Genomic DNA, 24,375 nt, shown 5'->3' with positions numbered 1-24,375 from the left:
TCAGCGCTCCTCAGCGAGATGAAGCTGGAAAGTGTCGGGCCAGAATGCACGCCTCAGGAAGGCGGCCATCTGGTTGTTGGCGTAGCTGGCTTCAGGCGTAAGATGCATACGGACGGGCCAGATGTGACCCGCGCCGGCCTGCCGCAATACCTCTACCTCACCGCCGGCAGCTGAAAGAGCGCTAGCCGTGCGCTCGGTGTCATCACGCAGGAGTTCGTCTTCGCCGGTGAGCAGCATGGTGGGTGGCAGCGGGCGGTCCCATTCTACAAACAGTGGTGATATTGCAGGGTCATCAAGTGGCTGACCGTCAGCATAAAGTTGTGCTGTGCGCCGCAGCCAGCTTTCCGGCACCATAGCTTCGCTGCGCTTGTTAGTGCGCACAGATTCACCAGAAAGTGACAGATCCAGCCAGGGAGAAACAGCGACTACGGCTGCTGGGTCTGCTAAGCCTGCCTCTCGAATTCGAGCCAGCAGGCCGAATGCCAATGCGCCGCCAGCGCTGTCGCCTGCAATAGCTATTGATGAAGGCTTGTAGCCTTCATCAAGCAGGCCACGATAAACCGCTTCGGCATCGTCGGGGGCTGCGGGGAATGGATGTTCCGGCGCTAGCCGATAGTCAGCGAGAAACGCACGGGCGCCACTCGCCGCGGCAACTCCGGCCGCCCAAGCCCCGTGGGAACCTACGCCGCCTACCGTAAAGGCACCGCCATGAAGCCATACCACCACTTTTTTGGAGTCAGGCGTGACGGTGGGGGTGCCAAGGTCGCACCAGTGCCCCGGAACCCCGCCCACTTCGCCTTGTTGCAAGCGAACATCCATAGGACGGGGATAGCACAGCCAAGCGTGCAAGCCAGCCACGCGGCGTAATAGCTTTTGTGATGGAACCGCGCCAATCAAGGGCTTTTCAAACAGGTGCTGGAACAGAGTCCAGAACCGTTGGCGCTTTGAAATACCATTCGCCATGATCAGTCTCCGGTAAGTTGGGCGCGGAGCTCGTGCTTTAGCACCTTGTTCATGGGTGATAGTGGCAGCTCCTTCACCAGCGACAGGCTTCGAGGGTGCTTGTAGCCGGCAATCCGGTCTTTCAGATAGCTGTTAACCTCTTCCAATGTAAGGGTGTGGGTTTCTTTAGGGACGATTACAGCATGGACTCTTTCGCCCCATTTCTCGTCCGGCAAGCCGATCACTGCGACCATGGCGACACCAGGCAGTGTTGATATGGCGCTTTCAACCTCCGAGGAATAGACGTTCTCGCCGCCGGTAATGATCATGTCTTTTAACCGGTCGCGCACATAGAGAACGCCCATGTCATCAAGCATGCCGAGATCACCCGTTCGGTAGCCTCCTTTACGCAGTGCGGCGTCGGTCTCTGAGGGGCGGTTGCGGTATCCGGACATCACCGTTGGCCCATAAACCACGATTTCACCAACCTGGCCTTGGGGCAGGGCGACACCATTATTGTCCTCGATGCGGACCTTTGTGCCGGGTGCCCCCGGCTGGCCTGCGCCGTCGATGCGTTCAAATTCGCCACTATGAAATTGGGGCCCTAGAAATATGACTATCCCAGCTTCCGTCATACCGTAGGCCTGAGTGTAGGTAACTCCAGGGAAGGTCTCTTTGAGGCCCGCAAGGAGTCCGGCGGAGATTGGCGAAGAGCCATACATCAACCGTTCCAGACCAGCGAAGTTTTTGCAGCTGAACTCCGGGTCTGTGATCAGCATCTGCATCATAGTGGGTGCCAGGCCCAGCTCTTGTACGCCGTGGTCACGTACTGCTGCGGCCACAAAATCCGGCCTGAACATAGGCATCAGCAGTTGGGTTGAGTTTTGGATCAAGCGGGTCAGCGTGGGCTGGATCCCTGCAACGTGGAAGAACGGGAAGCAGGAGCTGTAGGTCTTTCCAGTGCTGGGGAAACCAGCCACAGCCATAACCATGGCGCCGGCGACCAGGCTTGCATGGGAATGAACCACTCCCTTGGATCGCCCGGTGGTGCCTCCGGTATACAGAATAATAGCCGGGGCTGCTGGGTCTCGCTCATTATTCAGCTCAACAGGCTCGGCGCGCAGATCATTTACCGACTGCATACCCGCAGGCGTTTCGCCCTGACCGATATGCACGAAGATCAACTCCGGCCTGTTTTTGGCAAGTTCGGCCGCCAAGGGCAGGAATGGATCGTCCAGGGCGACCACTGCAACATCTGCATCATCCAGCGCAAAGGCAATTTCTGCCGCGGCCCATCGTAAATTGAGAGGGACTGGAATCAGGTTCGCCAAGGGTGCAGCGAGGATGATCTGCAGCGTTTCGATGCTGTTAAGTCCCAGTACAGCCACGCCCTTGCCGGACTCTAGCCCAAGCTGGGTTAGCCCGCCGGCTATTTGCCGAAGGTCGCGCACAAAATCCGGGCTGGTTAGCGCTCGCCCGGACAGGTCACTGAAAGCTGCTCGCCCGCTATCGGTTTTTTCGGCGAATAGGTAAAGCTCATCTAACGTCTGGAAGGTCATTGTTATTTTCTCTAACCAGTGAGGAAGGCTGTATCAGTCGCGGAAGAATTCCGCTGCTGCCTTCTCTGCAATCATGATTGTCGGTGCGTTTGTGTTGCCGCTGATTAGCGTTGGCATCACAGAAGCGTCTATCACGCGAAGACCTTCAACGCCTCGTACCCGCAAAGATGTATCGACAACCGAATCCTGATCGCTGCCCATGCGGCAGGTTCCAATGGGGTGGTAAACGGTGTCGCAATGGTTGCGGATCATTTCCAGCAGATCCTCGTCGCTGTCAGTGGAGCGAGCGGTGAAAGACCGGGTAATTCGGCTCGCGACCGGCTCAGATTCCATAATCTGCAAGGTGCGTCGAACCGCTTTTAAAAGTAGCTCCGCATCTCGCTCGTCGCCCAGGAAGTCGGGATCGATTAGCGGTGTTGCCATCGGGTCAGAGGAGGCGAGAGCAACATGGCCTCGGCTTTCAGGCCGCAGAATGCAAGCATGGCAAGAGATTCCATAGCCCGGTTTGATCTTCCTGCCATGATCCTCAACTCGCGCGATAACAAAGTGCAGCTGAACGTTGGGCCAGTCATCATGCACTCCATCCACTGAGAAAAATGCGCCACCTTCTGTGAAGTTGGTGGACAGCAAGCCTTTACCGCTGGAAAACCACTCTCGCATCCCACCCAGTAAGCGGAAGGTGCCTGATACACCGACACCAAACACATCGGTGGTGTTAACCCCGTAGGACAAAACAACATCGGGATGGTCTTGAAGGTTCTGACCTACCGCTGGCAGATCATGAATTACGGGGATACCGTGTTGCTGTAGATGCGCCGCAGGGCCAATTCCGGACAGCATCAATAGCTGAGGCGACTGAAATGCACCGGCAGACAGAATGACTTCGTTGGTAGCTTCGATGGTCAGCGTTTTACCGCCTTGGCGGTATTCAACACCTGTGGCCTTGTTCCCGGAGAACAAAACGCGGGTAGCATGTGCACCGGTAATCACTTTCAGGTTGGGGCGGGTGTCCATCACAGGGTGGAGATAGGCCGCCGCCGCAGAGCATCGTTGTCCCCTGCGACTGTCGTGGAACTGGGTTACCTGGTAATAACCGATTCCAGCCTGGGGTTCGCCATTAAAATCGTCTGTAAGAGGCAATTGGCAGGCTTGGCCGGCAGCAATCCAGTCTTTGGTAATAGAGCGGGGGCTAGAAGGATCGGCCACATGCAATGGGCCTGCAGCGCCATGCAAATCGCTTCCGCCGCGTTCATTGCTCTCGGATTTGCGGAAGTAGGGCAGTACGCCCTTCCAGTCCCAGCCTTCAGCGCCGAGCTCAGCCCAGCGATCATAATCCCGGGGATTGCCACGGGTGTATACCATGGCATTAATTGCTGAGGAGCCGCCCAAAGTGCGCCCACGTGGCTGATAGCCGCAGCGGCCATTGAGTCCTCGCTGGGGCACGGTCGTAAATGCCCAATTGTTCATCTTTACGGGTTTGCCTGGCATCATCGCTACTGTCAGCGCAGGCATGCGAACAAGCAAGCTTTTACCGTCGCCACCGGCTTCAAGCAGGCATACTCGTTTTTCCGGATCCTCGCTTAAACGAGCTGCGAGCACAGAGCCAGCCGAGCCCCCTCCAACAATCACATAGTCAAACTGCATGGAGAATCTCCTGCTGGCAAGGTTTGACGCATGCCATGGTCAGCTCGCTCCGGTCGATCTCAGCCATGGAGGCGACAAATTCTTTCCAGGTGTAGGGGAACACGACGGGTATTCCGGCCGCGTCCAGATACCAACTTTGGCAGCCACTCGTCCAGACGGACTCACCAAGCCCGGCCTTTATATACTCAACGAAGGCCGACACAGCTTCCGGGGTGGGTTCAATCTCGTCTGCCTCGCCGTCACGCCAGATGTCCATCAACCGCAACACGTAGTCCAGCTGCTCTTCAGCCATGCCAATCACCGAGTTGTTACCGATGGGGGTGCCAGGGCCGAGCATAAGGAAGTAGTTGGGGAAGTTTTCCATGAGCACAGCGTGGTAGCTGGGGTAGGTGCCGTCTTTCCAGGCATCATCAATGGTATGGCCAGAGCGGCCGACCAGACTGCCTGGGCGCATGTAGGCGAAGTTGTCGAACCCGGTTGCCAGCACAATAACGTCAAGGGGAACCAGCTCTCCTGTAACCAGTCGCACGCCTTCAGCCTCGATACCTTTGATGCCGTCAGTAATCAGGTGAGCATTTTCTTTCTGTATCGCAGGGTAAAACGTGAAATTGACCACCATGCGCTTACAGCCAACGCCGTAATCCGGCGTGAGCTTCTCGCGCAAATCGCGCTTGCGAACACCCAGGCGAAGATAGGCTTTGCTGGACAGGTTCAGAAGCGTCCGCTGTACCGGCTCGCCTGTTGTGGCTTTTACAAAGAACTGCTCAATAAATGTTTTGTACAGTGACTTCCAGGGCTTCATCCGCGCGGGCTTTTCTTTCCAGCGGTTGCGCATCCATTCCGGGAAGCTCAGGTTTGGAAAGGGAAATACCCACTGAGGTGTTCTCTGGAATACAAAGGTTTCGTGCCCGGCCTTGACCAGCTCGGGTACCACTTGGTGAGAGGTGGAGCCTGTACCAATTACGCCTACACGTTTTCCTTTCAAATCCACATCGTGCCGCCATTCGGCGGTGTGCCACATCTCGCCGCTGAAGCTGTTCAGTCCGGGAATGTCAGGGCGCTTGGGTTTGTGAAGAATGCCGGTCGCAGCAATCACGAAATCCGCGGTGAAAACATCGCCCTTGTCGGTCTTCACAGTCCAGGTTGCTGTGGTCTCATCATAAACGGTGGAAACGACAGCCGTTCCAAAGCGGATCATCGGAAGTACGTTGTATTTTTTAGCAACGTGTTCCAGATACTCCTGAATTTCGCCGCCTTGTGCGCACTGGCTTGACCAAGGCCAGGGCTCGAATGAGTAGCAGTAATGAGGTGAGGGGATATCGCAGGCTACTCCGGGGTAAGTATTCTCACGCCATGTGCCACCAACCCGGTCTGCTTTTTCAATAATGATAACGTCGCTGATTCCTGCTTCCGGTAGTTTGATACCTGCAAGAATACCGGTGGCGCCTGCCCCGATTACCAGCACTGAAGGCTGTCTTTTATTACTCATAATATCTCCCTCTAGCTGGCCGGCATCCGGCCCTATGCACTCCGCTGTCATCGCGAACGATTTTCTGGAACGGCTTGTAGTGAACACCTGTGATCAAAAATATTCATAGGCGGTTAACAGCTAATCATAAAACCAGGGCAGAGACAAACTTTTTGCACTTTGTTGACTTGTTTTGAACGCTAGTGTTCAATTTGGCCTGTTGTGCAAGATAAAGCGGCTCCTCATGGAAGATTTCGCAGATGAATATTTGTGTTCAGAAGTGCAGTCTAGTTATACCGAAAATATCAGCCGTGATACTGGCGAAGCAGCAAGGCTCATAGGGCCGGGGTGCAGGTTCTGGTTGAAACCGGCGCGAAAACAAAAGAATCGATTTAACAGAGAAGGAACAATGAGATGAGTGACACGCCAGTTCTTTTGTCCCGCGATGGGCAAGTTGCGACGATTACACTCAACCGGCCGGAGCACTACAATGCTCTGAATGCGCCGATGCGCAAAGCCTTGACCTCTACCCTGGCTGAGGTGGAGGCAGATCCAACCATTCGGGTTTGCATTATCGGTGCAGCCGGTAAGGGATTTTCTGCGGGGCAGGATTTGCAGGATTTTGACTACAAGCAAATATCGGATCTGCTGCTGGACGAATATGAGCCACTGCTGAAAACCATACATCACGGAAATAAGCTGTATATCGCGCGCGTTCATGGTCAGGCAGCCGGTATTGGCGCTGCGCTGGCTCTGACATGCGATCTGGTGATGATGGCAGAAGATGCCAGTGTGTATCTCGCGTTTGCTGCCATTGCGCTTGTGCCCGATGGCGGGCTCACATGGCATCTGCTGAATGCCATGGGGCGTCACCGTGCACTGGCGGCCATCATCGAAGGTAAGCGGCTTGACGCAGAGACTTGTTTAACTCATGGCTTGGCCAATAAGGCCGTGCCTGCTGAAAGCCTCGAGCAAGAAGCGTTTGAATGGGCCAGTGCGTTGGCTGGTGCCGCGCCGCTTGCTGTCGCCGGAACCAAACGATTGCTGCGTGAAGTGGCCAGCTGCGACTGGCGCTCAGCGGTAGCGGTTGAGGCCGAGGAACAGAATGTTACAACCAAGTCGAAGGACTTCATGCGGGGCGTTCAGGCATTTGTTGCTCGCCGTGCCCCGGAGTTTGAAGGTAACTGAGTGGGCTCATTCGGCCAGGTTGGCAAGCTCTTTCGGTAATTCCAGAGTTACCCGCTGGCGGCTAAAGGGGCAGTCGAACCCCAGGCCGGCGGCGAGGAGCTGCAAGGGAACTCGTGCAGGTTTTCCGTATAGGCGGTCGCCAATAATCGGATGCCCAATGCTCTGCAAATGTTTGCGGATCTGATGTTTGCGGCCGGTCTCGATGATAACTTGCAGAAGACTGGCTTCGGCGGCTTCATCGGTGCTTAGTGTCGTTACCCGGCTGATAGCCGCTTTACCGTCAACTGGGGAATCGATTAGCTGATCCTGAGTATTGATAATGCCGGTTACTCGGGCCAGGTAGTGTTTGGTCATGGTGCGGCCGGCAAAGCATTGGGATAGTGCGCCCGCGGCTTTTGAGTCGTGGGCAATCAGCATTAGCCCCGCAGCATCCCCGTCTAGTCGGTGAACCAGAAAGCAAGGGCGCTTCAGCTCAAGCTCAGCCGAGCGCAACAGGCTGCAATGGTCTCCCCATTGTGAGCCTTGAGCTAACAAGCCATGGGGTTTGAACCACACACTGTAACGGCTTTTATCTTCGACCAGAGTGGCCGCTTCGGGCTTGCGGTTCAGAACATTTTCATCGTAATAAAGCTGCAACTGGGTGCCGGCTTGCAGCTCTTTGGTTGCACGCCGCAACCGCACTTTCTTGCCTTTCAGAGTCCACCAGCAGGCGCCTTTGTTCATGGCGTCTTTGATGCGTTGGCGGGGAAGCCCTGATGCCGTGCTCAGGGCTTCGCTGGCTGTTTCAGGCTGCTTTATCGTAACGTCAAATTTTCTACGCATTACTGGCCAGTGTCTCCGGGCTTGATCGCTAGCAAGTCGGTTCTCAGGTGAATGAGCACCTTCTCTGCGGTGTTACCAATCACGCGAGCCTTCAGGCCGGTTTTACCGCTGGTACCAATGACCACCATATCGGCTTTCAACTTGCTGGCCACGCTGGGGATAACCTTGTGTGCCGGGCCAGCGGCCAGGTGAACCTGGTCCCGTCTCAGGTGCCAGGTGTTGCACAGGTGGGTAATGGTCGGCTCCAGTGCTGCCCGGCGCCGCTGCTCATGTTCGGCCACATTGATGATCTCCAGATCTGCCAGCACCTCGGAAATATGCAGGGCATGAACCAGATGAACCTCGGATCCAAAGGCCTTTGCCAATGCGCGAGCCTGCTCAATGATTTTAGTGTTCAGGGCCTTTTTGACCGGTTTGGTGGAACTCAGGTCTACCGCGGCAAGAATCGGGTGGGCATGGTTCCATTTCTGTTCTGCTACCAGCATCACCGGTACCGGGCACTCACGGATAAGGTGCCAGTCAGTCGGCGTGTATAACCATGTTTCCGAGCGGCTTCCGGTTTTGATGACGGCCTTGAAGCGGACTGGATGGGCGTGTTCAATGATCCATTGGTGAATATTCTTTTCCCACACAGTATGCGTGGCGACTTGCAGGTCGGTGCAGTCGGAAAGCGCCAGCATCTGATCCAGCCAGCGCTGACGAAGTTCAATGAGGGCATCCCGGGCACGTTGTTGCACGGTAGGGTCTGACGGCAAAGCGCCCAGATGTTCATGGATGAACGCCACGATTTCCAGTTGGGCGCCCGTGGCGCGTGCCAGTTCGATTCCCCGGGCCAGAGCTTTCTGGTGCTTGTGGGCCGGATCCATGACAATCAGAAGTTTATCCATGCTGCCTTCCGTCGTTTGCTGCTGTTTCCTTGATGTTACCAGTTGTGGCGGCATCCGGGATGCGGTGTTTGGTCAAAGGTCGTATAATTATTCGCTTTGCGGGCCTCCACTAGTGGCGGCCAGGTCCAGTCCAGGAGTTGTTCAATCATGAGCCAGGCCGGTGAAACGGGTACGCTGTTCGTTATTTCTGCGCCATCGGGTGCCGGTAAGACCAGTCTTGTAGCAGAAATGCTACATGCAGACCACAAGTTGGGAGTGTCCGTCTCTCATACGACGCGCCCCATGCGCGAAGGCGAGAAGGATGGCATTAACTACCATTTTGTTGGCCGCTCCGAGTTTGAAGCCATGATCGGTAAAGGCGACTTTCTGGAGCATGCAGACGTTTTCGGTAATTATTACGGCACATCTCAGGTGTGGGTCCGAGAGATGCTGGCCAGCGGGCGAGATGTGATTCTGGAAATCGACTGGCAGGGCGCTTCCCAGGTGCGTCGGCTTATTCCCGAGTGTGTCAGTATTTTTATTGTGCCGCCTTCGGCGGAAGCCCTTCGGGAACGCCTCGTGGGCAGAGGAACCGACGCGCCGGATGTCGTGAGTCGGCGGTTGACTGAGGCCAGAGAAGAGTGCCGCCATGTAGGCGAGTTTGACTACATTGTTGTAAACGATGAGTTCAAGGAAGCGCTGGCGGACCTGCTGGCGATCGTACGCAGCCAGCGTATGCAGGTAACCACGCAACAGTTACGGCACAGGCAACTGCTTGCGGAACTCTGTGGTGAAAGTGACGGCTCCGCCTGATAGGGACTTTTGCTGTATACAAATTGTGCCGCTGGCAGTAAACTACGCGGTCTGCTAAATCAGTCATTTTTATTATTTTCGGGGATGTTATGGCACGAGTTACTGTTGAAGATTGTCTGGAACACGTTGATAACCGCTTCCAGTTGGTCATGCTGGCCACCAAGCGTTCCCGCCAGATAGCCACCAAAGGCGCTGATCCGATGGTTGCGGAAGAAAACGATAAGCCTACGGTTATCGCCCTGCGCGAAATTGCTGCAGGTTTGGTCAGCCGCGATTTGCTGAACGAAATCGAAGAAGACTAAGAATGCATTGAAATCTGCCTCCGCAGTTTTATAGTGTATCTATAGATCGTTGCTGGAAGGATAGAAAAAAGACCCGAATGCATGCATTCGGGTCTTTTTGTTTCTGCTGCTGGCAAACGTGGGAAACTGGAGTATTACGGAGGCGCGGTGTCACTTGAGGCTAGGGTAGAAGGTCTGGCGGTTGAGCTCAGCACCTATCTGGATACCAATCGCATTAACCAGGTGCGAAGGGCCTACTATTATGCCGAGCAGGCCCATGAGGGCCAGATGCGCAAAAGTGGTGACCGTTACATCACCCATCCCCTCGCCGTTGCTCACATTCTTGCAGATCTGAAGCTTGACCATCAGAGTTTGATGGCGGCTATGCTCCACGATGTTATTGAAGACACCGGTATTCCCAAGGATGCGCTTGCCGAGCAATTCGGTGACGATGTTGCCGAGCTGGTGGACGGCGTCAGTAAACTGACCCAAATAGAATTCCGTTCCCGTGCAGAAGCGCAAGCCGAGAATTTTCAGAAAATGACTCTGGCCATGGCCAGGGATATTCGCGTTATTCTGGTAAAGCTGGCTGACCGCCTGCACAACATGCGCACTCTCGGCCCCATGCCCTACGAAAAGCGCCAGCGCATCGCCACAGAAACCCTCGATATATACGCCCCCATAGCTAACCGCCTTGGTATGCACGCAATTTCCACAGAGCTTGAAGACCTGGGGTTTGCTGCGCTGCATCCGATGCGTTCCCGCTATATCTCCAAGGCCGTGGACAAGTTGCGCGGCAGTCATCGGGAGATTATTGAAGACATACGAGGCCGACTTCAGGAAAAGCTGGAAGAGCGTGGCCTGCCGGGCCGGATCATGGGGCGCGAGAAACATCTGAACAGCATTTATAACAAGATGAAGCTCAAGCAGAAGTCCTTTTACGAAATCATGGACGTATACGCCTTCCGCATCATCACCGACACCGAAGACGATTGCTACCGGATTCTGGGTGCTGTCCACAGCCTTTACAAGCCAATGCCTGGTCGGTTCAAAGATTACATTGCCATGCCCAAGGCCAATGGTTACCAGTCATTGCATACCACCCTTTTTGGTATGCACGTAAACATTGAAATCCAGATCCGTACCGAGGAAATGGAGCATATAGCCAACGATGGTATTGCAGCCCACTGGATGTACAAAAATGAGCCCAGCAGCGTTACCAGCGTGAACCAAACGCGGGTTGATCGCTGGGTGAAAGGGTTGATGGAGATGCGCGAACGCGCGGATGACTCTTTAGAGTTTATCGAGCACGTAAAAGTGGATCTCTTCCCGGACGAAATCTATGTGTTTACCCCGAGGGGTAAAATCATGGAGCTACCCAGGGGTGCTACGCCCGTGGATTTCGCCTATGCCATTCATACAGATATTGGCAATGCTACAGTCGCTTGCCGAATCAACCGTAATCTCGGATCGCTGAGCAAGCCATTACAAAGCGGCCAAACCGTAGAGGTTATCACCGCGCCCGGGGCCCGCCCGAACCCCGCCTGGCTCAGTTTTGTGGTGACCGGCAAGGCTCGCAGTAGCATACGTCATACCCTTAAAGGGCAAAAGCTGGCGGAATCAATGGAATTGGGACGCGTGCTGCTGAAAAAATCCCTCAACGGGTTTGGTAAGCGCTTGGCCGATATCGATGATGCCCAGAAACAGGCTGTTGTGAACCATAATCAGGTAAACAGTTTCGATGAGCTTATCAGCGATATTGGGCTGGGCAATCGAATGGCTTACCTGGTTGCGCGCCAGCTTGTGAGTGGTGCTGAAAGCGCAGGGTCCAGCGGGGAGGTCAAGGATATTCAGGGTGGTAATGATGTGCCAGTAACCATCCAGGGAACCGAAGGCATGCTGGTCCACTTTGCCACTTGCTGCAAGCCGATCCCCGGTGACCCGGTGGTTGGCGTGATGGATTCAGGCAGCGGCATGCATATCCACTCTGATACCTGCTCTCGTTTGCCGGAAGACAATGAGGGTCGGTCCCGCCTGACCCACCTCACCTGGGCTAAGGACATTACCGATGAGTTCTCCGTAGAGCTGCGGGTTGAGTTGGAGCGGCAGCATGGAGTGATTGCCGAAGTGGCCAATGCAGTAGCCATGGCGGATGGCAATATAGAGCGGATAAATGTAGATGAACAGAATGCCCGCTTTAGCGTGGTCAGCCTTGTGGTGAAGGTGCACGGCCGCAAACATCTGGCCCGCGTAATGCGCCGGGTTCGCAATATCAAAGCCGTTACCTCGATCAACCGGGTCAAATACTGACGAGGTGGGCAGGGGTGAACTGTCTGGTTGACAGTTCACGTATGGAACAGCGACGATTGGTGTTTTAGACGATAAGGAAAGTAAACGGTATGACCAACAAATCCATAATTCAGACTGAAAACGCACCCAAGGCAATTGGCCCCTATTCCCAGGCTGTAAAGGCCGGTGACACTGTCTATATTTCTGGTCAGATTCCGCTGGATCCTGAAACCATGGATGTGGTCGGGGGCGATTTTTCCGCGAAAACCCGTCAGGTATTCGATAACCTGCAGGCCGTCTGTAAAGCGGCAGGTGGTGAGCTGAAAGACATCGTTAAAGTGAATATCTATGTGACCGATCTGGCAAACTTTGCCACGGTTAACGAGATTATGGCGACGTATTTTCCCGAGCCATACCCGGCACGCGCAGCGGTGCAGGTTTCAGCGTTGCCTAAGGATGTTCCTGTAGAAGTAGAAGCGGTAATGGTGCTGAGCTGATTCAGCACGCAGCCAGGATAGTCAGAACAAAGGCGGCCTGCGGGTCGCCTTTGTTCGTTGTAGGTCTAGCCCTTATCGATCATATCGCGATATCCGGCACGGAAGTCCGGGTAGCGAAAGGTAAAGCCTGATTGCAGTAGCCGCTGGTTGCTGCAGCGCTTGCTGCCCGCCCGGCCGCCTTTTCTGGCGTCGGCTAAGGGCTCGGCGCAGGGCACTTGCTGGCGAACCCAGTCGACCACCTCATCCAGCCGAACCGGCTCGCAATCGCTGGCCACGTAGCAGGTGTCCAAACGCCTGCCTGATAGCGCTCGCTGGTTAAGAAAGACCACAGCCGCGGCCGCGTCATCTTCGTGAATGCGATTGCTGAATGGTGCCGGCTTTGTCGGGTTCATGCGGCCGTCGATCACCTCCTCCAGAAAACGACCTCTTGATGGCCCGTAGATTCCGCTAAAGCGAATAACAGTAGCGGGATGACCACTATTCAGTGCCGTCTTTTCTCCGGCCAGAATTTGCTGTCCCGTGACACGTGAGGGTGAGGCCGGGCTGGTTTCATCAACCAGACTGTCATCGTTCTGGGCGTAAACGCTGGTGCTGCTGATAAAAAACAGGCGCTTTAGATGTTGGTTGTCAATGGCTTTCAGCAGGTTGGCAAGGCCGTTAACGTAGGCATCGCGATAGCCTTGCTCGTCATAACTGGAGGGTGTCAGGCAGTAGATCACCGTTTCCAGGTTCTCAGGCAGCATGCCCGTTAAGGTTTCCGGGTGAGTCAGGTCCGCACCTATCCCCGTCACGCCTTCGGGCACCTTGGCTGGGTTACGACGTAAGCCATACACCTGCGCCGACTCTGTCAGCATACTGGCGATGGTGCCCCCGAGCTTGCCACAACCTGCCACAAGAATTCTGGGCATACTATTGCGATCAGCGATTGCCATAGACAATATCAATCCTTATCCTCTATCTCATAAATTAGTGAAACTTCGACCTGTATCCTTTTGACCGGAGATCACCATGACTCTTACCGAGTTACGATACGTCGTTACGCTTGCCCGTGAAAGGCATTTTGGCCGTGCCGCCGAGCGCTGTCACGTTAGCCAGCCGACACTCAGCGTTGCGGTCAAAAAACTCGAGGAAGAGTTGGGTATCCCGCTGTTTGAGCGAAGCAAAAGCAGTATTCGCGTAACGGAAACGGGTCAGCGTATTGTTGAGCAGGCCCAGCGGGTTCTGGATCAGGTGGGTGTTATCCGCGACATGGCTCAGGATGGTAAAAACCAGTTGAGTTCGCCGCTCAAAGTGGGCGCCATTTATACTATCGGGCCTTATCTGTTTCCGCACCTTTTGCCTGAATTGCGCCGTGCCGCGCCGGAAATGCCGCTCTATATAGAAGAAAACTACACTGCTAACCTGCGCAAAAAACTGCGTCAGTCCGAGTTGGACGCCATTATCATTGCGCTGCCGTTTGAAGAGGCGGAGGTGCTGACCCTACCGCTGTACGACGAGCCGTTTGTGGTGCTACTGCCTGCAGACCATCCCCTTGCCGCCAAGGCAGAAATTACAGGGGATGAACTGGCCAACGAGCAATTACTCTTGCTTGGCCCCGGCCACTGCTTCCGGGATCAGGTGCTGGAAGCCTGCCCACCTCTGGTGGAGGCCGTCACAAACCGGGCAGATGCAGGATCGCCTTCGCTGGTTACGGAAGGCAGCTCTCTGGAAACCATACGCCACATGGTTGCCTCCGGTTTAGGAATTACCGTACTGCCACTCTCCGCCGCCACCGGTATGCGTTATCAGCAGGATGTGCTCGTTACCCGGCCCTTTGCCGCCCCGGTACCATCCCGCACCGTGGCCCTGGCCTGGCGGGTAACCTTCCCCCGGCCCAAAGCCATTGATGTTCTCTCGCTTGCAGCCGGCCAATGCCGGGTGATTGAAAAAGCGACAGAGGACACTCCGGTTGTTGCGACAGGCTGAGCCCAGATATGGCATCACTGGATGACCTCCCGGTTACGGAGCTCAAGGGCGTAGGAAGCGCCCTTGCCGAGAAGCTTGCGCGCCTGGGAATCTCATCATTACAGGATTTGTTGTTCCACCTTCCCCATCGATACGAAGATCGTACCCGCATTATCCCCATGGGTAGCTTGAGGGTAGGCGATGTCGCCGTTGTGGAAGGCGAGGTGATGAAGTCAGATCTGGTGATGGGGCGTCGTCGTAGCCTGCAGGTCACTCTGAAAGACAGCAGCGGGTTTCTGGTGCTACGGTTTTTCCACTTCAATGCTGCGCAAAAAAACCAGCTGTCCGAAGGTGCCCGGGTTCGCTGCTTTGGCGAGGTGCGTCCGGGGCGCGCCGGGTACGAGTTTTACCACCCGGAGTACCAAACCAACCCGCCAGCTATGCCCACAGGGGAGCAGGCCACCCTTACACCGGTTTATCCGCTGACCGAAGGCATACAGCAACCCAGAGTAAGAGGTTTGTGTCAGCAGGCTCTGGGATACCTTCAGCGCCACCCTATACGAGACTGGTTGTCAGCTGAGTTGCTGGCGGGCTATCAGTTGCCGGGAATTAATGAAGCTGTCCAGATGGTGCATTCTCCCCCGGCGAGCGCTCCGGTTCATCTGCTGATGGAGGGGCGCCATCCTGCCCAGCAGCGCCTGGTGATGGAGGAGTTGCTGGCGCATCAATTGAGTATGCTGCAGGTTCGTGAACAGATTCAGGCTCGGCAAGCTCTGCCCTTGCTCCCCACTGGCGACCTGGCAGAGCGCTTTCTTGAGGGATTGCCGTTTGCGCTTACGGGTGCCCAACGTCAAGTTATGAGTGAAATCCGGCAGGATTTAAGCCAGCCGCTACCCATGCTGCGCTTGGTGCAGGGGGATGTAGGCTCGGGTAAAACCGTGGTGGCCGCGCTGTCGGCAATTCAAACCATCGGCGCGGGTGCCCAGGTGGCGCTTATGGCGCCGACTGAAATATTGGCTGAACAGCACTATCAGAACTTTAAAGGCTGGCTGGAGCCACTCGGTATCCAGCTGGCCTGGCTGTCTGGCAAGGTCAAAGGCAAAGCCAGGAAAGAAGCGCTGGAAACCGTGCATACGGGTACGGCCAGCGTAATCATCGGCACCCATGCGTTGTTTCAGGATGATGTGCTGTTTCACCGCTTGGCGTTGGTCATTGTGGATGAACAGCACCGGTTTGGCGTGCACCAGCGCCTGGCCTTGCGGGAAAAAGGTGTAGGCGGAACCCTTGCACCCCACCAGCTGATCATGACCGCCACACCCATTCCTCGTACTCTGGCCATGAGTGCCTATGCCGACCTTGATACCTCGGTGATCGACGAATTACCCCCGGGCCGAAAGCCCATTGAAACTATCGTCATTCCTGACAGCCGTAGGGACGATGTGATTGAGCGCGTACGCAGCGCCTGCACTGACGGTCGCCAGGCATACTGGGTGTGCACACTGATTGAAGAGTCGGAAGCCTTGCAGTGCCAGGCGGCAGAAGTAACAGCGCAAGAACTGACTGATCGCTTGACTGGCCTGAAAGTCGGGCTGGTGCACGGGCGACTAAAATCTTCGGAAAAGGCCGAAGTGATGGAACGCTTTAAACAGGGGGAGCTGGATTTACTGGTTGCCACTACGGTGATTGAAGTGGGCGTGGATGTGCCCAACGCCTCACTTATCATCATTGAAAATCCGGAGCGCCTGGGCCTGGCCCAGTTGCATCAGCTCCGTGGCAGGGTGGGGCGGGGCGAGCAGGCCAGCTTCTGCGTGCTCATGTACCATCCTCCGCTGTCGACCAATGGCAAGGCGCGCCTGCAGGCCCTGCGAGACAGTCAGGATGGCTTTGTTATTGCCGAAAAGGACCTGGAGATACGTGGGCCAGGGGAAGTGCTTGGAACCCGCCAGACTGGCATGATGCAGTTCCGGCTGGCAGACTTTGAGCGGGACAAGGGGTGGATTGAACCGGTGCGGGAGATGGCGCCGGGGCTCATGAGGCAGCCACAACTGGTGCAGGCGCTGATTCGACGGTGGATGGGTGAAAAAATGCGTTACGGGGATGTTTGAACCGGTGCATGAAAATTTATACAGCTAACACATGATCTATACTAAAAAACCAACGCCAGATTCTGGTGGCCGGATGGCAAGCAGCGATAATCAGGAGAAAAAGATGGAACTACCTGTCACGGTTCAACAGGCTTTGGGCAATTCAGCCAAAGGCGTATCACTGAGAGATATGCGCCAGGCTAATCAGCACGAGCTGTTGCGGATGGTGTTGCTTCACGACGGGCAGGACAACCTTCAAGCCATATGCTGCAAAGACGATTTGATTGATCTGGAACGATTGAACAAGCAGATGGGGCGGGACTTTCGCCTGATGAAACCTCGCGAGCAAATTCGGGTTAAAGAGCGTGCCGGCCTGCGAGAACTGCCGGCTCTGCCTTCACTTACGGGTTGGCCCACCATCGTGGATCGCCGGGTCGATGATTTGCCCTCGGTAGCTTTAGCGTTGGGCGATCAAAATCTGGCGATGGTGATGCCTGCTGAGGAGTTCCGTGCTCTGACGCAAAATGCGGATCGCCTGTCGTTTACGGTGGCATCGGAAAACATAACCGTAAATCTGGATGATCCGGGCAATGACCGTAACCAGTTAACCTTCGCCATCAAAAAATTCACCAGTTTGCGCATTCAACAGCGTCTGGAAGACACGCTGGAGTTGCCACCGTTGCCGGAAACCGCACAGCGCATTATTCACTTGCGGGTAAATCCAAACGCTGTCATGGGGGATTTGGTCGATATCGTCGAGAGTGACCCAAGCCTGGCGGCTCAGGTGGTGAGTTGGGCATCCTCATCGTTTTATGCCGCGGCCGGGCAAGTGCGCTCAGTGCACGATGCGGTATCACGGGTGCTTGGCTTTGATATGGTGATGAACCTGGCTATGGGCTTGTCGTTGGGGCGAGCACTCAAGCAGCCCCAGGACCACCCCGAAGGCTATGTGGACTATTGGCAACAAGCCATCTGGCAAGCTCAGTCAGCGGGCATTCTGGCGAGTATGATGCCGCGGGGAGAGCGCCCCATGTTCGGGCTGGCCTATTTGGCAGGTCTGCTACACAACTTTGGTTACCTTCTGCTGGCCCAGGTTTTCCCTCCCCATTTCAAGCTGGTATGTCGCTCTTTGGAGGTGAACTCTGATATTGATTCCTCGGTATCGGAGCACTATCTTTTGGGGATCACCCGGGAGCAGATCGCAGCTCAGCTTATGGAAAACTGGGGTATGCCAGATGAGGTCACACAGGCCATAAGGTATCAGAAAAGCATAACCTACCAAGGCACCCACAATGTATATGCCCGAATCCTGTGGCTTGGCCGCCAGTTGCTTACCGAAAGGGGCGTCGCCATGGGTGCATATACACCCGCTGAACAAGAGGTCTATGACGAGCTCGGCCTCAATCGTGAGCTGGTAGAAGAACAGTTTGATGAGTTGGTAGCCAACCGGGACAAGGTCATGGCCATGGCTGGTATGATGAATCAGTAGATATAAAAAGGCCGGCCATAAAGGCCGGCAAGGTTTCCGCTCATTGCAGCGTCGTCCGAACGTAACAGGAGAAATAACCCAGGGCGATCATCGCGATCTCAACACCAACCGTAAAAACCTATCACCCTGATTTCAACTTAGACAACATATGCAAAAAGGAAAGGCACCCACCGGCGGGAATGAGAAGCTGAGCGCTCCGTCATTTTTAGGGATTCGAGCAAGCTTCTGATATCAAATCGATAAAATTATCATTTGCAGACAATTCTGTTACAAAACGACACAAATCCGGAGCAAGTCAGAAGCTGTGATTCCGGATGGCCGTTGCGGCACGGCGTATTTCATCGGTGTGTCGCCTTTCGACTTCAAACCGCTCCTTGTCCATCTTTTCCACGAAGCGCGTCTCGGTATTCTGACGAGCTTGGTGAGTAGGCATGTGGCGAAGCTGTTCATATACATCCATAAACACCCGGTATGGCGGGGCATTCATCAATTCTGGAGCTACATGGTCGAGCAAGCCTTTTATGCGAAGGCATGCCTCGGAGTATTCGATCTGGTTTTCTTCAATGGCCATGGCAATAACGCGAATGCTATCGACCATATCCTTGCGCCGTTTCGCCTGAAAAGCCTCTGCTTTTCGCTGCCGTCTCCGGTCTTCAGACAGAGTGACCATTTGCCGCCGGATAAACCCCAGCAGGGCAAGGATGGCGACCGCGCCGGCAATAATCAGGCTCCATTGTAGCCAGTGAGGCATGTTGTTCTCCCAGTCTGGTTCAGGCGGGTGTAGGTTGCTGTTCTGGTTGGCAGACTTTGACAGTTACTGGCTGACCATTCAATACGGAAGTACCCGCCACCGGGTCGGTTAATTCATCACTCAACACATCGTTGATACTGGTGCCAGCATGGGCTGTCGCCGTGGACTGCTGAGTTCCTTCGCGGTTATGACCCCAGCCATGGGGAATGGAAACCACTCCCGGCATCATGTCTTCAGTAATTTCCACGGCCATGACCACCAGGCGATCATCAGCGCGGACCTCAGCAGTGCTGCCTTCCTTAAGCCCCAAACGCTTGGCGTCGTCCGGGTGGACCAGCAGGGTACAGCGGTCTTTGCCTTTTACCAGACGGTGGCTGTTGTGCATCCATGAGTTGTTGCTGCGAATATGGCGCCGCCCAATCAGCAGCAGTTCGTTGGGCGATTCAGGCACAGAGAGCTGCTGGTGCAGGCGCTCTACGTCTTTCAGATAGCGCCGGGGAGCCAGGTTAATCTTTCCATCCCGGGTGAACAGCCGGCCGGGCAGAGCGGGCCTCAGAGCGCCGAGATCAATCCCGCTGGGGTGCTCCTTCAATCGCTTCAGGGAAAGCCCTTTAGGAAGTCTCTGCCACTGGGGGTTGAGAGAACTCAGTTCGGCAAGGCCTCGCAAAGGATGTTGCTTAGGCAGCAGTTCCAGAATCCGTTTCGTCGCGGGCTCCAAAACCCCACGGACGCGCCCTGTATCTGTGCCATAAGGCCCGGTACGCAGAAGCATATCAACGATGGTGTCAGGGCCTGCGCGTTTGAACGCTTGCCAGCCCAACTCGGAACGGATCGGCAGCTTGCCACCCTTGCGTAGTTTCTCAAGCCTATGCGCCAGCTCCAGCAGAATCTGCCAGTCATGACGGCTGTCCGGGCCAGCATCAAACAGTGCTTCGCTGTATTTCGATACATTGCGAACGGCCAGCATGTTGAAAATAATGTCGTAGTGGCTGCGCTCGAGCACGGCGGTGGGCGGCAGGATAATGTCGGCATGGCGAGTAGTTTCGTTAATGTAGTAATCCACCGATACCATAAAATCCAGCCCGTTCAGGGCTTCGTCCAGCCGGCGCCCGTTCGGGCTGGAAAGCACCGGATTGCCGGCAACGGTCACAAAGGCTCGGATTTGCCCGTCGCCCGGTGTGAGTATTTCGTCAGCCATGGTGCTGGACGGATATTCTCCAGCAAACTCCGGCAACCCCTTAACCCGGCTATGGCGAGCGCCAAAGTGCCCTCGCTGACCAGACATGGCGCCCAGGGCAATCAGATCGATGGCTGGCTGGGTAAACATCACGCCGCCCACGGTGTCCAGTTTGCCGGTAAGAATGTTCAGGCAGTACGCCAGCCAGGTTGTGATGCTTCCGAACGTTTGGGTGCTGGTGCCCATGCGGGTGTAAAGTGCTGCTTTTGGCGTGTCTGCAAGCTGTTGAGCTAGATCCCGTATGGTTGCCGCTGCAATGCCTGTGCGTTGGGCTACGGCTTCGGGTGTAAAGGGCATGGATGCCAGGCGCAAAAGATCCAGGTCTTTTATAAGATGCTCTGCGGGCCCTGGATGGATCAGCCCTCCTGAGAACAGCGTGTTCACCATGGCCATCAGCAAAAATGCATCGGTGCCAGGGCGAATAAAATGAAAGTCATCGGCCTGCTTGGCGGTTTCTGTGCGCCTGGGATCCACCACAATCATTTTACCGCCGCGCTTTTTAAGCGCTTTCAGCCGGCCACGGAAATCCGGCACCGTCATCAGGCTGCCATTGGACGCCATCGGATTGCCACCAATACAGATAAACAAATCTGTATGGTCGATATCCGGTATGGGGAACAGAACCTGATGGCCGAACATCTCCAGGCTTGCCAGCATGTGGGGAAGCTGGTCATTGGAGGTGGCAGAAAAGCGATTCTGGGAGCCAATGGCCCGTAGAAACGGCATGGTGGCGATTAATGAGCTGTGGTTGTGGGCATTTGGGTTGCCTAGGTACACGCCAATACTATTGCGGCCGTGGGTTGTGCGGGTTCCGTGAAGCTTTTCAGCCACGATTGAGAAGGCTTCATCCCACTCAATCTCTTGCCAGCCATTGGCGGTTTTACGAACCGGCTTGCGTAAGCGCTCAGGATCTTCATGTAGATCCTGTAGGGCCACCGCCTTGGGGCAAATATGGCCCCGGCTCAGAGGATCCTTGTCGTCTCCACGAATTGACGCAATGCGCCCCTCCTTCACATCAATGGCAACGCCGCACATGGCTTCGCATAAATGACAGGTGCGGTAATGAGTGCCGTTTCGCATGAAGGTCTCTCCTGATGTTTTTGTTGTTACAGGTTGGGTTTCATTGTGCAACCAGATTAGCAGGAAATACGCTGTGGTGGGAAACTCCGGGGTATTGTTTTAGGCACAAAAAAGGCCAGTCCGGAGACTGGCCACTGGCCTTAAGAGTACCGCGGCAGATTTACTGCACGGAGGGGAGATCCTTAACAGGATTTGTAATGAAGTTGAGGTAGGTGCCACCCACAGGGATCTGCAGGGGCAGGTCTATAATGAGGCCCAAAGGTTTGGCCTCAACTTTGATATCTACCAGGTTCGTATTGCGTTGCTCGATCTGCATGCGACCATCATCAAAGAAGGTAACATCGCCCTCCAGATCAAAGTAGAAGGGCCGGGCGTAAAGGTCGTGCGGGCCGTTGGCAGTAATTTTCATTTCGGGAGCATCAAGCATCAACTCCGCTCGTGTTTTGAATACTGGCTTCCCATCAACCGTCACGATTGCGCCCTTTATCAACTGATTGCGAGGGCAACCGTTTTGTCCAGCACAGCTCGGGTCTTCTGAATAGCGCATCCGAATGATCTGGGTGTTTGTAGGGACATCAGCTTCCAGTATTCCAAGATCAACGTAAGTATCGATGGAGCTCGTAGCCAATAGAGTTGGATACAACTCAACAAGGATTGCATCTTCCTCGGTACCCGTCGCCGGGTCGGTCCAGGTACCTGGACCTATGACTTCGCTATTCAACGCATAGGTTTGATAGATGAATTTGTCTTTCGGACATCTCTCGTCATTTTTACATCCGACGCGAGCGGGAATCTGACTCGGAATTCCAAGGGCCGTCAGCTTGGCCTTGTTATTTACGACGCTCAATTTTGTTGAGTTTGCTGACGGCAGCCATCCGCTTACATGGGTGCTGTCCGCGACTTCTGCAGGGTCCTTATATTCATGAACAAAGGGCTCAAGGCAGTCAGGATCGTCGTTGGAGCCACAGTCTATGTTGAAGTTGGCATTGGTGTCGCGAATTGGAAGATTCCGCAAGGCTGTGAATACTGAATCTTTTGCTTCAGCACCCTCGAAGTAGATCTTCATGGGGTTATATGGGTCTTCTCCATTTCCCCAGCCGCCATTCAAACCTTCCAGCAAATCCGCTTTGAGCGGGTAAGCGTTTGCACCGCAGATGGATTGAGGCACGCTCATATCGCAATAGTTGGAATACGCTGAGCCTGCTGTGGAGTCGTCGCCTCTCCTGGAGATCAGTGTGTACTGGTAGAATGCACCTACTTCCCAAGGCTGATCCGGATAGAAGCGCACACGCTGGTTGTTTTTTTCTAAACGACCAGTGATTGGTTCTACATCATTCCCATCGCTATCAACTTTTTGGACTATGAAGGTTTCGTTCAAGCGTATCGAATCAAGGTCCATGGGCTGCGAAAAGACTACGGTGATCGGGCGATCTCCCGGCATTTTGCTAACCGGTAATACGTCCCCCCGGTTATCTTTTGCTGTCCAGCATTTACCCAAAACACCAGCTTCCAGATCCAGCTGTGTGTGGTCGGTTTCGCATGGGTAGCCAGGGTAGGTGGTTAACGCCAGAGGTGGCGCATTGGCGAGCACATCGCGCTGGCCATCGAGGCTGAACGATAAATCATCCGCCAATACGAAGGGGTTTCCGGCCAAATCGATTAAACCAGGTGCTGACACTCTATATTGAACACCTGGCTTCAACCCGCCTTCCGGATTCAGTGTTAAGGCTGTTCCGTCGAGTGCGGTATTGAGCGTGCCGTTGGCTACCGTTAGCTCTTGGCCATCGGCATAGAGGTTTACACCTGCGGAGATTGACGCAGGATCCAAAGGCTCATCAAAGAACAGGATAATCGGGTCACCTGGGCGATGCATAGACTGACGTGTTGCAGGCTTGGCATCTTCTGCTCCCGGCATCCAACTAACCAGCTGGGGAGGTGTTTGATCACGGGTGGCTTCCCACTCGTCTGCCGCATCCAGGCCTTTTCCATCCATGTTGGCCTGCAGATGGAATGCGATAGTCGAATCGGTATACTCCTGGCCCAACAAGTTGGGTTCAACCATGCCTATGGCATCGATTGTCAGTACACCATCCTTAACACGCACAATACCTCGAAGCTCAACCCCCATTAAATCCTGGGACAAAGCAGCATTAGGCATTTTTTCCTCTGTGTTCATGGAAACGTCCATAAACAGAGTAATGTGGCGAGGTGCTGTTTTTTCGTTGGTATAAGAGTTGGGGGTCATGTAGCCGGAGGCGTCAGACAGCATGGTAACCTTGATGGTACCGGTTTCCTGAGGGCTGCCATCATCAATGTTCAGAGCCTGAACTGTGCCGCCAACCTTAATGCTCAAGCTGGTGCTCTCCAGCACACTGCCTTTTGGAATCCGCAAAGGTATTGCTTCATCCGCGGCAAAGGAGGGTGCATGCCCTAACTCGGCAAACAGTGAGCCGGTTTGCTGTGATGAATCGGTAACGCCCTGAAGTACGGAGTTAAGCACTACCCCGTTAATGGCTTGGCCATTCAATATGGAGGAGTACCTTCCGTCAATTGAGTCTATAGCGTCCTGAGCCAATACAGCAGTTGGGCCTGTGGCGCGCGGTGTGAAGCTAAACTCCTCGCTGTATCGAGTGCCGTCTGGGCCATTCGTCAGGCTGGCGATGCTATCGAGCTTGAGAGTATAAGTTTGGCCAGCGCTCAATACGTCTGCACGGCTTCCGCAGTCGATTTTTTGCTCTGTGAGACAAGGATCAACGGTAATTCTGTTGCCTTTTACCAGTACAGTGGCAGGCACCGCCTCTCCGTCTTTGTCCAGAAGCTCAATGGAACCCCCAAGTGTTTGCCACTCAGGGTGAACCGGTTGAGTCATGGCCAGGCGGAAGGTAGAAAAGTTCATCACTTGGAAAAGGCCTTCAGTATCGGGCACCTGCCAAGCGACACCAAAGGTGTCAGACGTGTTGGCCAGGCCAGCAATACCGCTAAGCTCACCGCGGGTATTAAACTGGATGCCTTCATCGCCAACAGCGTTGGGGGTGTCGACAAGTCTGCCGCCTTCAGCGTTGAGAGGTGCGTTGAAGGTAAGGGAATAACCCGCTCGGCTGCCCAGCTTTTGCCCATCAGCAATTTCCAGCTTCAGGCTTTTGCCACCGTCGATCTTTTTCACGGTAAACGCCGGAACGCTGCCGCTTGAGGCCAGCTCAATCTTATCGGCAATGTCTGTTTCATCATCCACAATGGCGTGGCTGAAGCGTAAAACGATGTCAGCTTTAGGGCTTACATCTGCTTGCCCATCGGTCGGGTAGGAATAAACCAACGAGCCGGGCGTAGCTCTTTCTTTAACGCTTTGTTCGTCCCCACCACAAGCTGCTAGCAAAATGGCAGGAACCAAGGCTAATGTTTTTAGTTTTCTCATGACCTGCTT

Annotated in this window: 18 protein-coding genes; 8 read left to right on the top strand and 10 right to left on the bottom strand. The window is 54.8% G+C overall.

The window, feature by feature from the left end; genetic code table 11:
- Genes AADB16_RS00290 through AADB16_RS00275 form a run of 4 tightly spaced genes read right to left on the bottom strand, consistent with a single transcriptional unit; the run spans position 1 to position 5,634 of the window.
- Positions 1 to 963 (bottom strand): alpha/beta hydrolase, encoded by a 963-nt coding sequence (locus tag AADB16_RS00290; protein ID WP_410800607.1) that lies wholly within the window; start codon positions 961 to 963, stop codon positions 1 to 3.
- 2 nt (positions 964 to 965) lie between these two features.
- Complete coding sequence (locus AADB16_RS00285) at positions 966 to 2,501, bottom strand: class I adenylate-forming enzyme family protein (protein ID WP_410800605.1); 1,536 nt, start codon at positions 2,499 to 2,501, stop codon at positions 966 to 968.
- Between the two features lie 33 nt (positions 2,502 to 2,534).
- Positions 2,535 to 4,145: a GMC family oxidoreductase gene (locus AADB16_RS00280; protein ID WP_410800603.1), complete on the bottom strand. Its 1,611-nt coding sequence runs from the start codon at positions 4,143 to 4,145 to the stop codon at positions 2,535 to 2,537.
- Positions 4,135 to 5,634: a flavin-containing monooxygenase gene (locus tag AADB16_RS00275; protein ID WP_410800601.1), complete on the bottom strand. Its 1,500-nt coding sequence runs from the start codon at positions 5,632 to 5,634 to the stop codon at positions 4,135 to 4,137. The genes AADB16_RS00280 and AADB16_RS00275 overlap by 11 nt, the downstream gene beginning before the upstream one ends.
- Positions 5,635 to 6,027: 393 nt before the next feature.
- Between AADB16_RS00275 and AADB16_RS00270 the strand changes: the two genes are divergently transcribed.
- On the top strand, positions 6,028 to 6,801 hold the full coding sequence (locus AADB16_RS00270; protein ID WP_410800599.1) for an enoyl-CoA hydratase/isomerase family protein: 774 nt from the start codon (positions 6,028 to 6,030) through the stop codon (positions 6,799 to 6,801).
- A gap of 6 nt (positions 6,802 to 6,807) precedes the next feature.
- Here AADB16_RS00270 and AADB16_RS00265 read toward each other — a convergent pair whose 3' ends face one another.
- Together AADB16_RS00265 and AADB16_RS00260 are read right to left on the bottom strand one after the other, a co-directional pair.
- Positions 6,808 to 7,623, bottom strand: coding sequence for an RluA family pseudouridine synthase (locus AADB16_RS00265; RefSeq protein ID WP_410800598.1), 816 nt, complete (start codon positions 7,621 to 7,623; stop codon positions 6,808 to 6,810).
- The gene (locus AADB16_RS00260) at positions 7,623 to 8,510 is read right to left on the bottom strand and encodes a universal stress protein (protein ID WP_410800596.1); all 888 of its coding nucleotides are present in this window, start codon (positions 8,508 to 8,510) and stop codon (positions 7,623 to 7,625) included. The genes AADB16_RS00265 and AADB16_RS00260 overlap by 1 nt, the downstream gene beginning before the upstream one ends.
- A 147-nt stretch (positions 8,511 to 8,657) precedes the next feature.
- Between AADB16_RS00260 and gmk the strand changes: the two genes are divergently transcribed.
- The 4 genes from gmk to AADB16_RS00240 all read left to right on the top strand — a co-directional run bounded on the left by gmk (position 8,658) and on the right by AADB16_RS00240 (position 12,369).
- Positions 8,658 to 9,302, top strand: coding sequence for a guanylate kinase (gmk, locus tag AADB16_RS00255; RefSeq protein ID WP_410800594.1), 645 nt, complete (start codon positions 8,658 to 8,660; stop codon positions 9,300 to 9,302).
- 89 nt (positions 9,303 to 9,391) lie between these two features.
- Entirely contained in the window at positions 9,392 to 9,604 is a 213-nt protein-coding gene (rpoZ, locus tag AADB16_RS00250; RefSeq protein WP_298452807.1) for a DNA-directed RNA polymerase subunit omega, read from the top strand.
- A 147-nt stretch (positions 9,605 to 9,751) separates the two neighbouring features.
- Positions 9,752 to 11,893: a RelA/SpoT family protein gene (locus AADB16_RS00245; protein ID WP_309045037.1), complete on the top strand. Its 2,142-nt coding sequence runs from the start codon at positions 9,752 to 9,754 to the stop codon at positions 11,891 to 11,893.
- 89 nt (positions 11,894 to 11,982) lie between these two features.
- A complete protein-coding gene (locus AADB16_RS00240) occupies positions 11,983 to 12,369 on the top strand; it encodes a RidA family protein (protein ID WP_309045038.1) in 387 nt (128 codons plus the stop codon).
- Between the two features lie 65 nt (positions 12,370 to 12,434).
- Here the strand turns inward: AADB16_RS00240 and AADB16_RS00235 are convergent, their stop codons facing one another.
- A complete protein-coding gene (locus AADB16_RS00235; protein ID WP_410800591.1) occupies positions 12,435 to 13,301 on the bottom strand; it encodes an NAD-dependent epimerase/dehydratase family protein in 867 nt (288 codons plus the stop codon).
- Between the two features lie 76 nt (positions 13,302 to 13,377).
- Between AADB16_RS00235 and AADB16_RS00230 the strand changes: the two genes are divergently transcribed.
- The 3 genes from AADB16_RS00230 to AADB16_RS00220 all read left to right on the top strand — a co-directional run bounded on the left by AADB16_RS00230 (position 13,378) and on the right by AADB16_RS00220 (position 17,886).
- Positions 13,378 to 14,334: a hydrogen peroxide-inducible genes activator gene (locus AADB16_RS00230; RefSeq protein ID WP_410800590.1), complete on the top strand. Its 957-nt coding sequence runs from the start codon at positions 13,378 to 13,380 to the stop codon at positions 14,332 to 14,334.
- A gap of 8 nt (positions 14,335 to 14,342) precedes the next feature.
- A complete protein-coding gene (gene recG / locus AADB16_RS00225; protein WP_410800588.1) occupies positions 14,343 to 16,418 on the top strand; it encodes an ATP-dependent DNA helicase RecG in 2,076 nt (691 codons plus the stop codon).
- Between the two features lie 103 nt (positions 16,419 to 16,521).
- Positions 16,522 to 17,886, top strand: a complete 1,365-nt coding sequence (locus AADB16_RS00220; RefSeq protein WP_309045042.1) for an aminoacyl-tRNA deacylase and HDOD domain-containing protein — start codon at positions 16,522 to 16,524, stop codon at positions 17,884 to 17,886.
- Between the two features lie 295 nt (positions 17,887 to 18,181).
- Here AADB16_RS00220 and AADB16_RS00215 read toward each other — a convergent pair whose 3' ends face one another.
- The 3 genes from AADB16_RS00215 to AADB16_RS00205 form a co-directional block, all read right to left on the bottom strand.
- Positions 18,182 to 18,637 carry a DUF2489 domain-containing protein gene (locus AADB16_RS00215; RefSeq protein ID WP_309045043.1) on the bottom strand — a complete coding sequence of 152 codons (456 nt, stop codon included), beginning with the start codon at positions 18,635 to 18,637 and terminating at the stop codon, positions 18,182 to 18,184.
- A 19-nt stretch (positions 18,638 to 18,656) separates the two neighbouring features.
- A complete protein-coding gene (locus AADB16_RS00210) occupies positions 18,657 to 20,954 on the bottom strand; it encodes a molybdopterin oxidoreductase family protein (protein WP_410800586.1) in 2,298 nt (765 codons plus the stop codon).
- A 160-nt stretch (positions 20,955 to 21,114) separates the two neighbouring features.
- Positions 21,115 to 24,366, bottom strand: a complete 3,252-nt coding sequence (locus AADB16_RS00205; RefSeq protein WP_410800584.1) for an Ig-like domain-containing protein — start codon at positions 24,364 to 24,366, stop codon at positions 21,115 to 21,117.
- Positions 24,367 to 24,375: the final 9 nt, after the last annotated feature.

This window comes from Marinobacter sp. KMM 10035, from assembly GCF_046537445.1.
GTDB classification, from domain to species: domain Bacteria; phylum Pseudomonadota; class Gammaproteobacteria; order Pseudomonadales; family Oleiphilaceae; genus Marinobacter; species Marinobacter sediminicola.
Note: the sequence above shows the minus strand (reverse complement) of the source record. Positions and strands in the feature narration are given on the sequence as shown.

Coding starts and splice junctions, on each gene's coding strand:
- AADB16_RS00205 (WP_410800584.1), bottom strand. CDS start 24,366: ATGAGAAAACTAAAAACATTAGCCTTGGTTCCTGCCATTTTGCTAGCA.
- AADB16_RS00220 (WP_309045042.1), top strand. CDS start 16,522: ATGGAACTACCTGTCACGGTTCAACAGGCTTTGGGCAATTCAGCCAAA.
- recG (WP_410800588.1), top strand. CDS start 14,343: ATGGCATCACTGGATGACCTCCCGGTTACGGAGCTCAAGGGCGTAGGA.
- AADB16_RS00210 (WP_410800586.1), bottom strand. CDS start 20,954: ATGCGAAACGGCACTCATTACCGCACCTGTCATTTATGCGAAGCCATG.
- AADB16_RS00275 (WP_410800601.1), bottom strand. CDS start 5,634: ATGAGTAATAAAAGACAGCCTTCAGTGCTGGTAATCGGGGCAGGCGCC.
- AADB16_RS00240 (WP_309045038.1), top strand. CDS start 11,983: ATGACCAACAAATCCATAATTCAGACTGAAAACGCACCCAAGGCAATT.
- AADB16_RS00230 (WP_410800590.1), top strand. CDS start 13,378: ATGACTCTTACCGAGTTACGATACGTCGTTACGCTTGCCCGTGAAAGG.
- AADB16_RS00215 (WP_309045043.1), bottom strand. CDS start 18,637: ATGCCTCACTGGCTACAATGGAGCCTGATTATTGCCGGCGCGGTCGCC.
- AADB16_RS00260 (WP_410800596.1), bottom strand. CDS start 8,510: ATGGATAAACTTCTGATTGTCATGGATCCGGCCCACAAGCACCAGAAA.
- AADB16_RS00270 (WP_410800599.1), top strand. CDS start 6,028: ATGAGTGACACGCCAGTTCTTTTGTCCCGCGATGGGCAAGTTGCGACG.
- AADB16_RS00290 (WP_410800607.1), bottom strand. CDS start 963: ATGGCGAATGGTATTTCAAAGCGCCAACGGTTCTGGACTCTGTTCCAG.
- AADB16_RS00265 (WP_410800598.1), bottom strand. CDS start 7,623: ATGCGTAGAAAATTTGACGTTACGATAAAGCAGCCTGAAACAGCCAGC.
- rpoZ (WP_298452807.1), top strand. CDS start 9,392: ATGGCACGAGTTACTGTTGAAGATTGTCTGGAACACGTTGATAACCGC.
- AADB16_RS00280 (WP_410800603.1), bottom strand. CDS start 4,145: ATGCAGTTTGACTATGTGATTGTTGGAGGGGGCTCGGCTGGCTCTGTG.
- AADB16_RS00235 (WP_410800591.1), bottom strand. CDS start 13,301: ATGGCAATCGCTGATCGCAATAGTATGCCCAGAATTCTTGTGGCAGGT.
- gmk (WP_410800594.1), top strand. CDS start 8,658: ATGAGCCAGGCCGGTGAAACGGGTACGCTGTTCGTTATTTCTGCGCCA.
- AADB16_RS00285 (WP_410800605.1), bottom strand. CDS start 2,501: ATGACCTTCCAGACGTTAGATGAGCTTTACCTATTCGCCGAAAAAACC.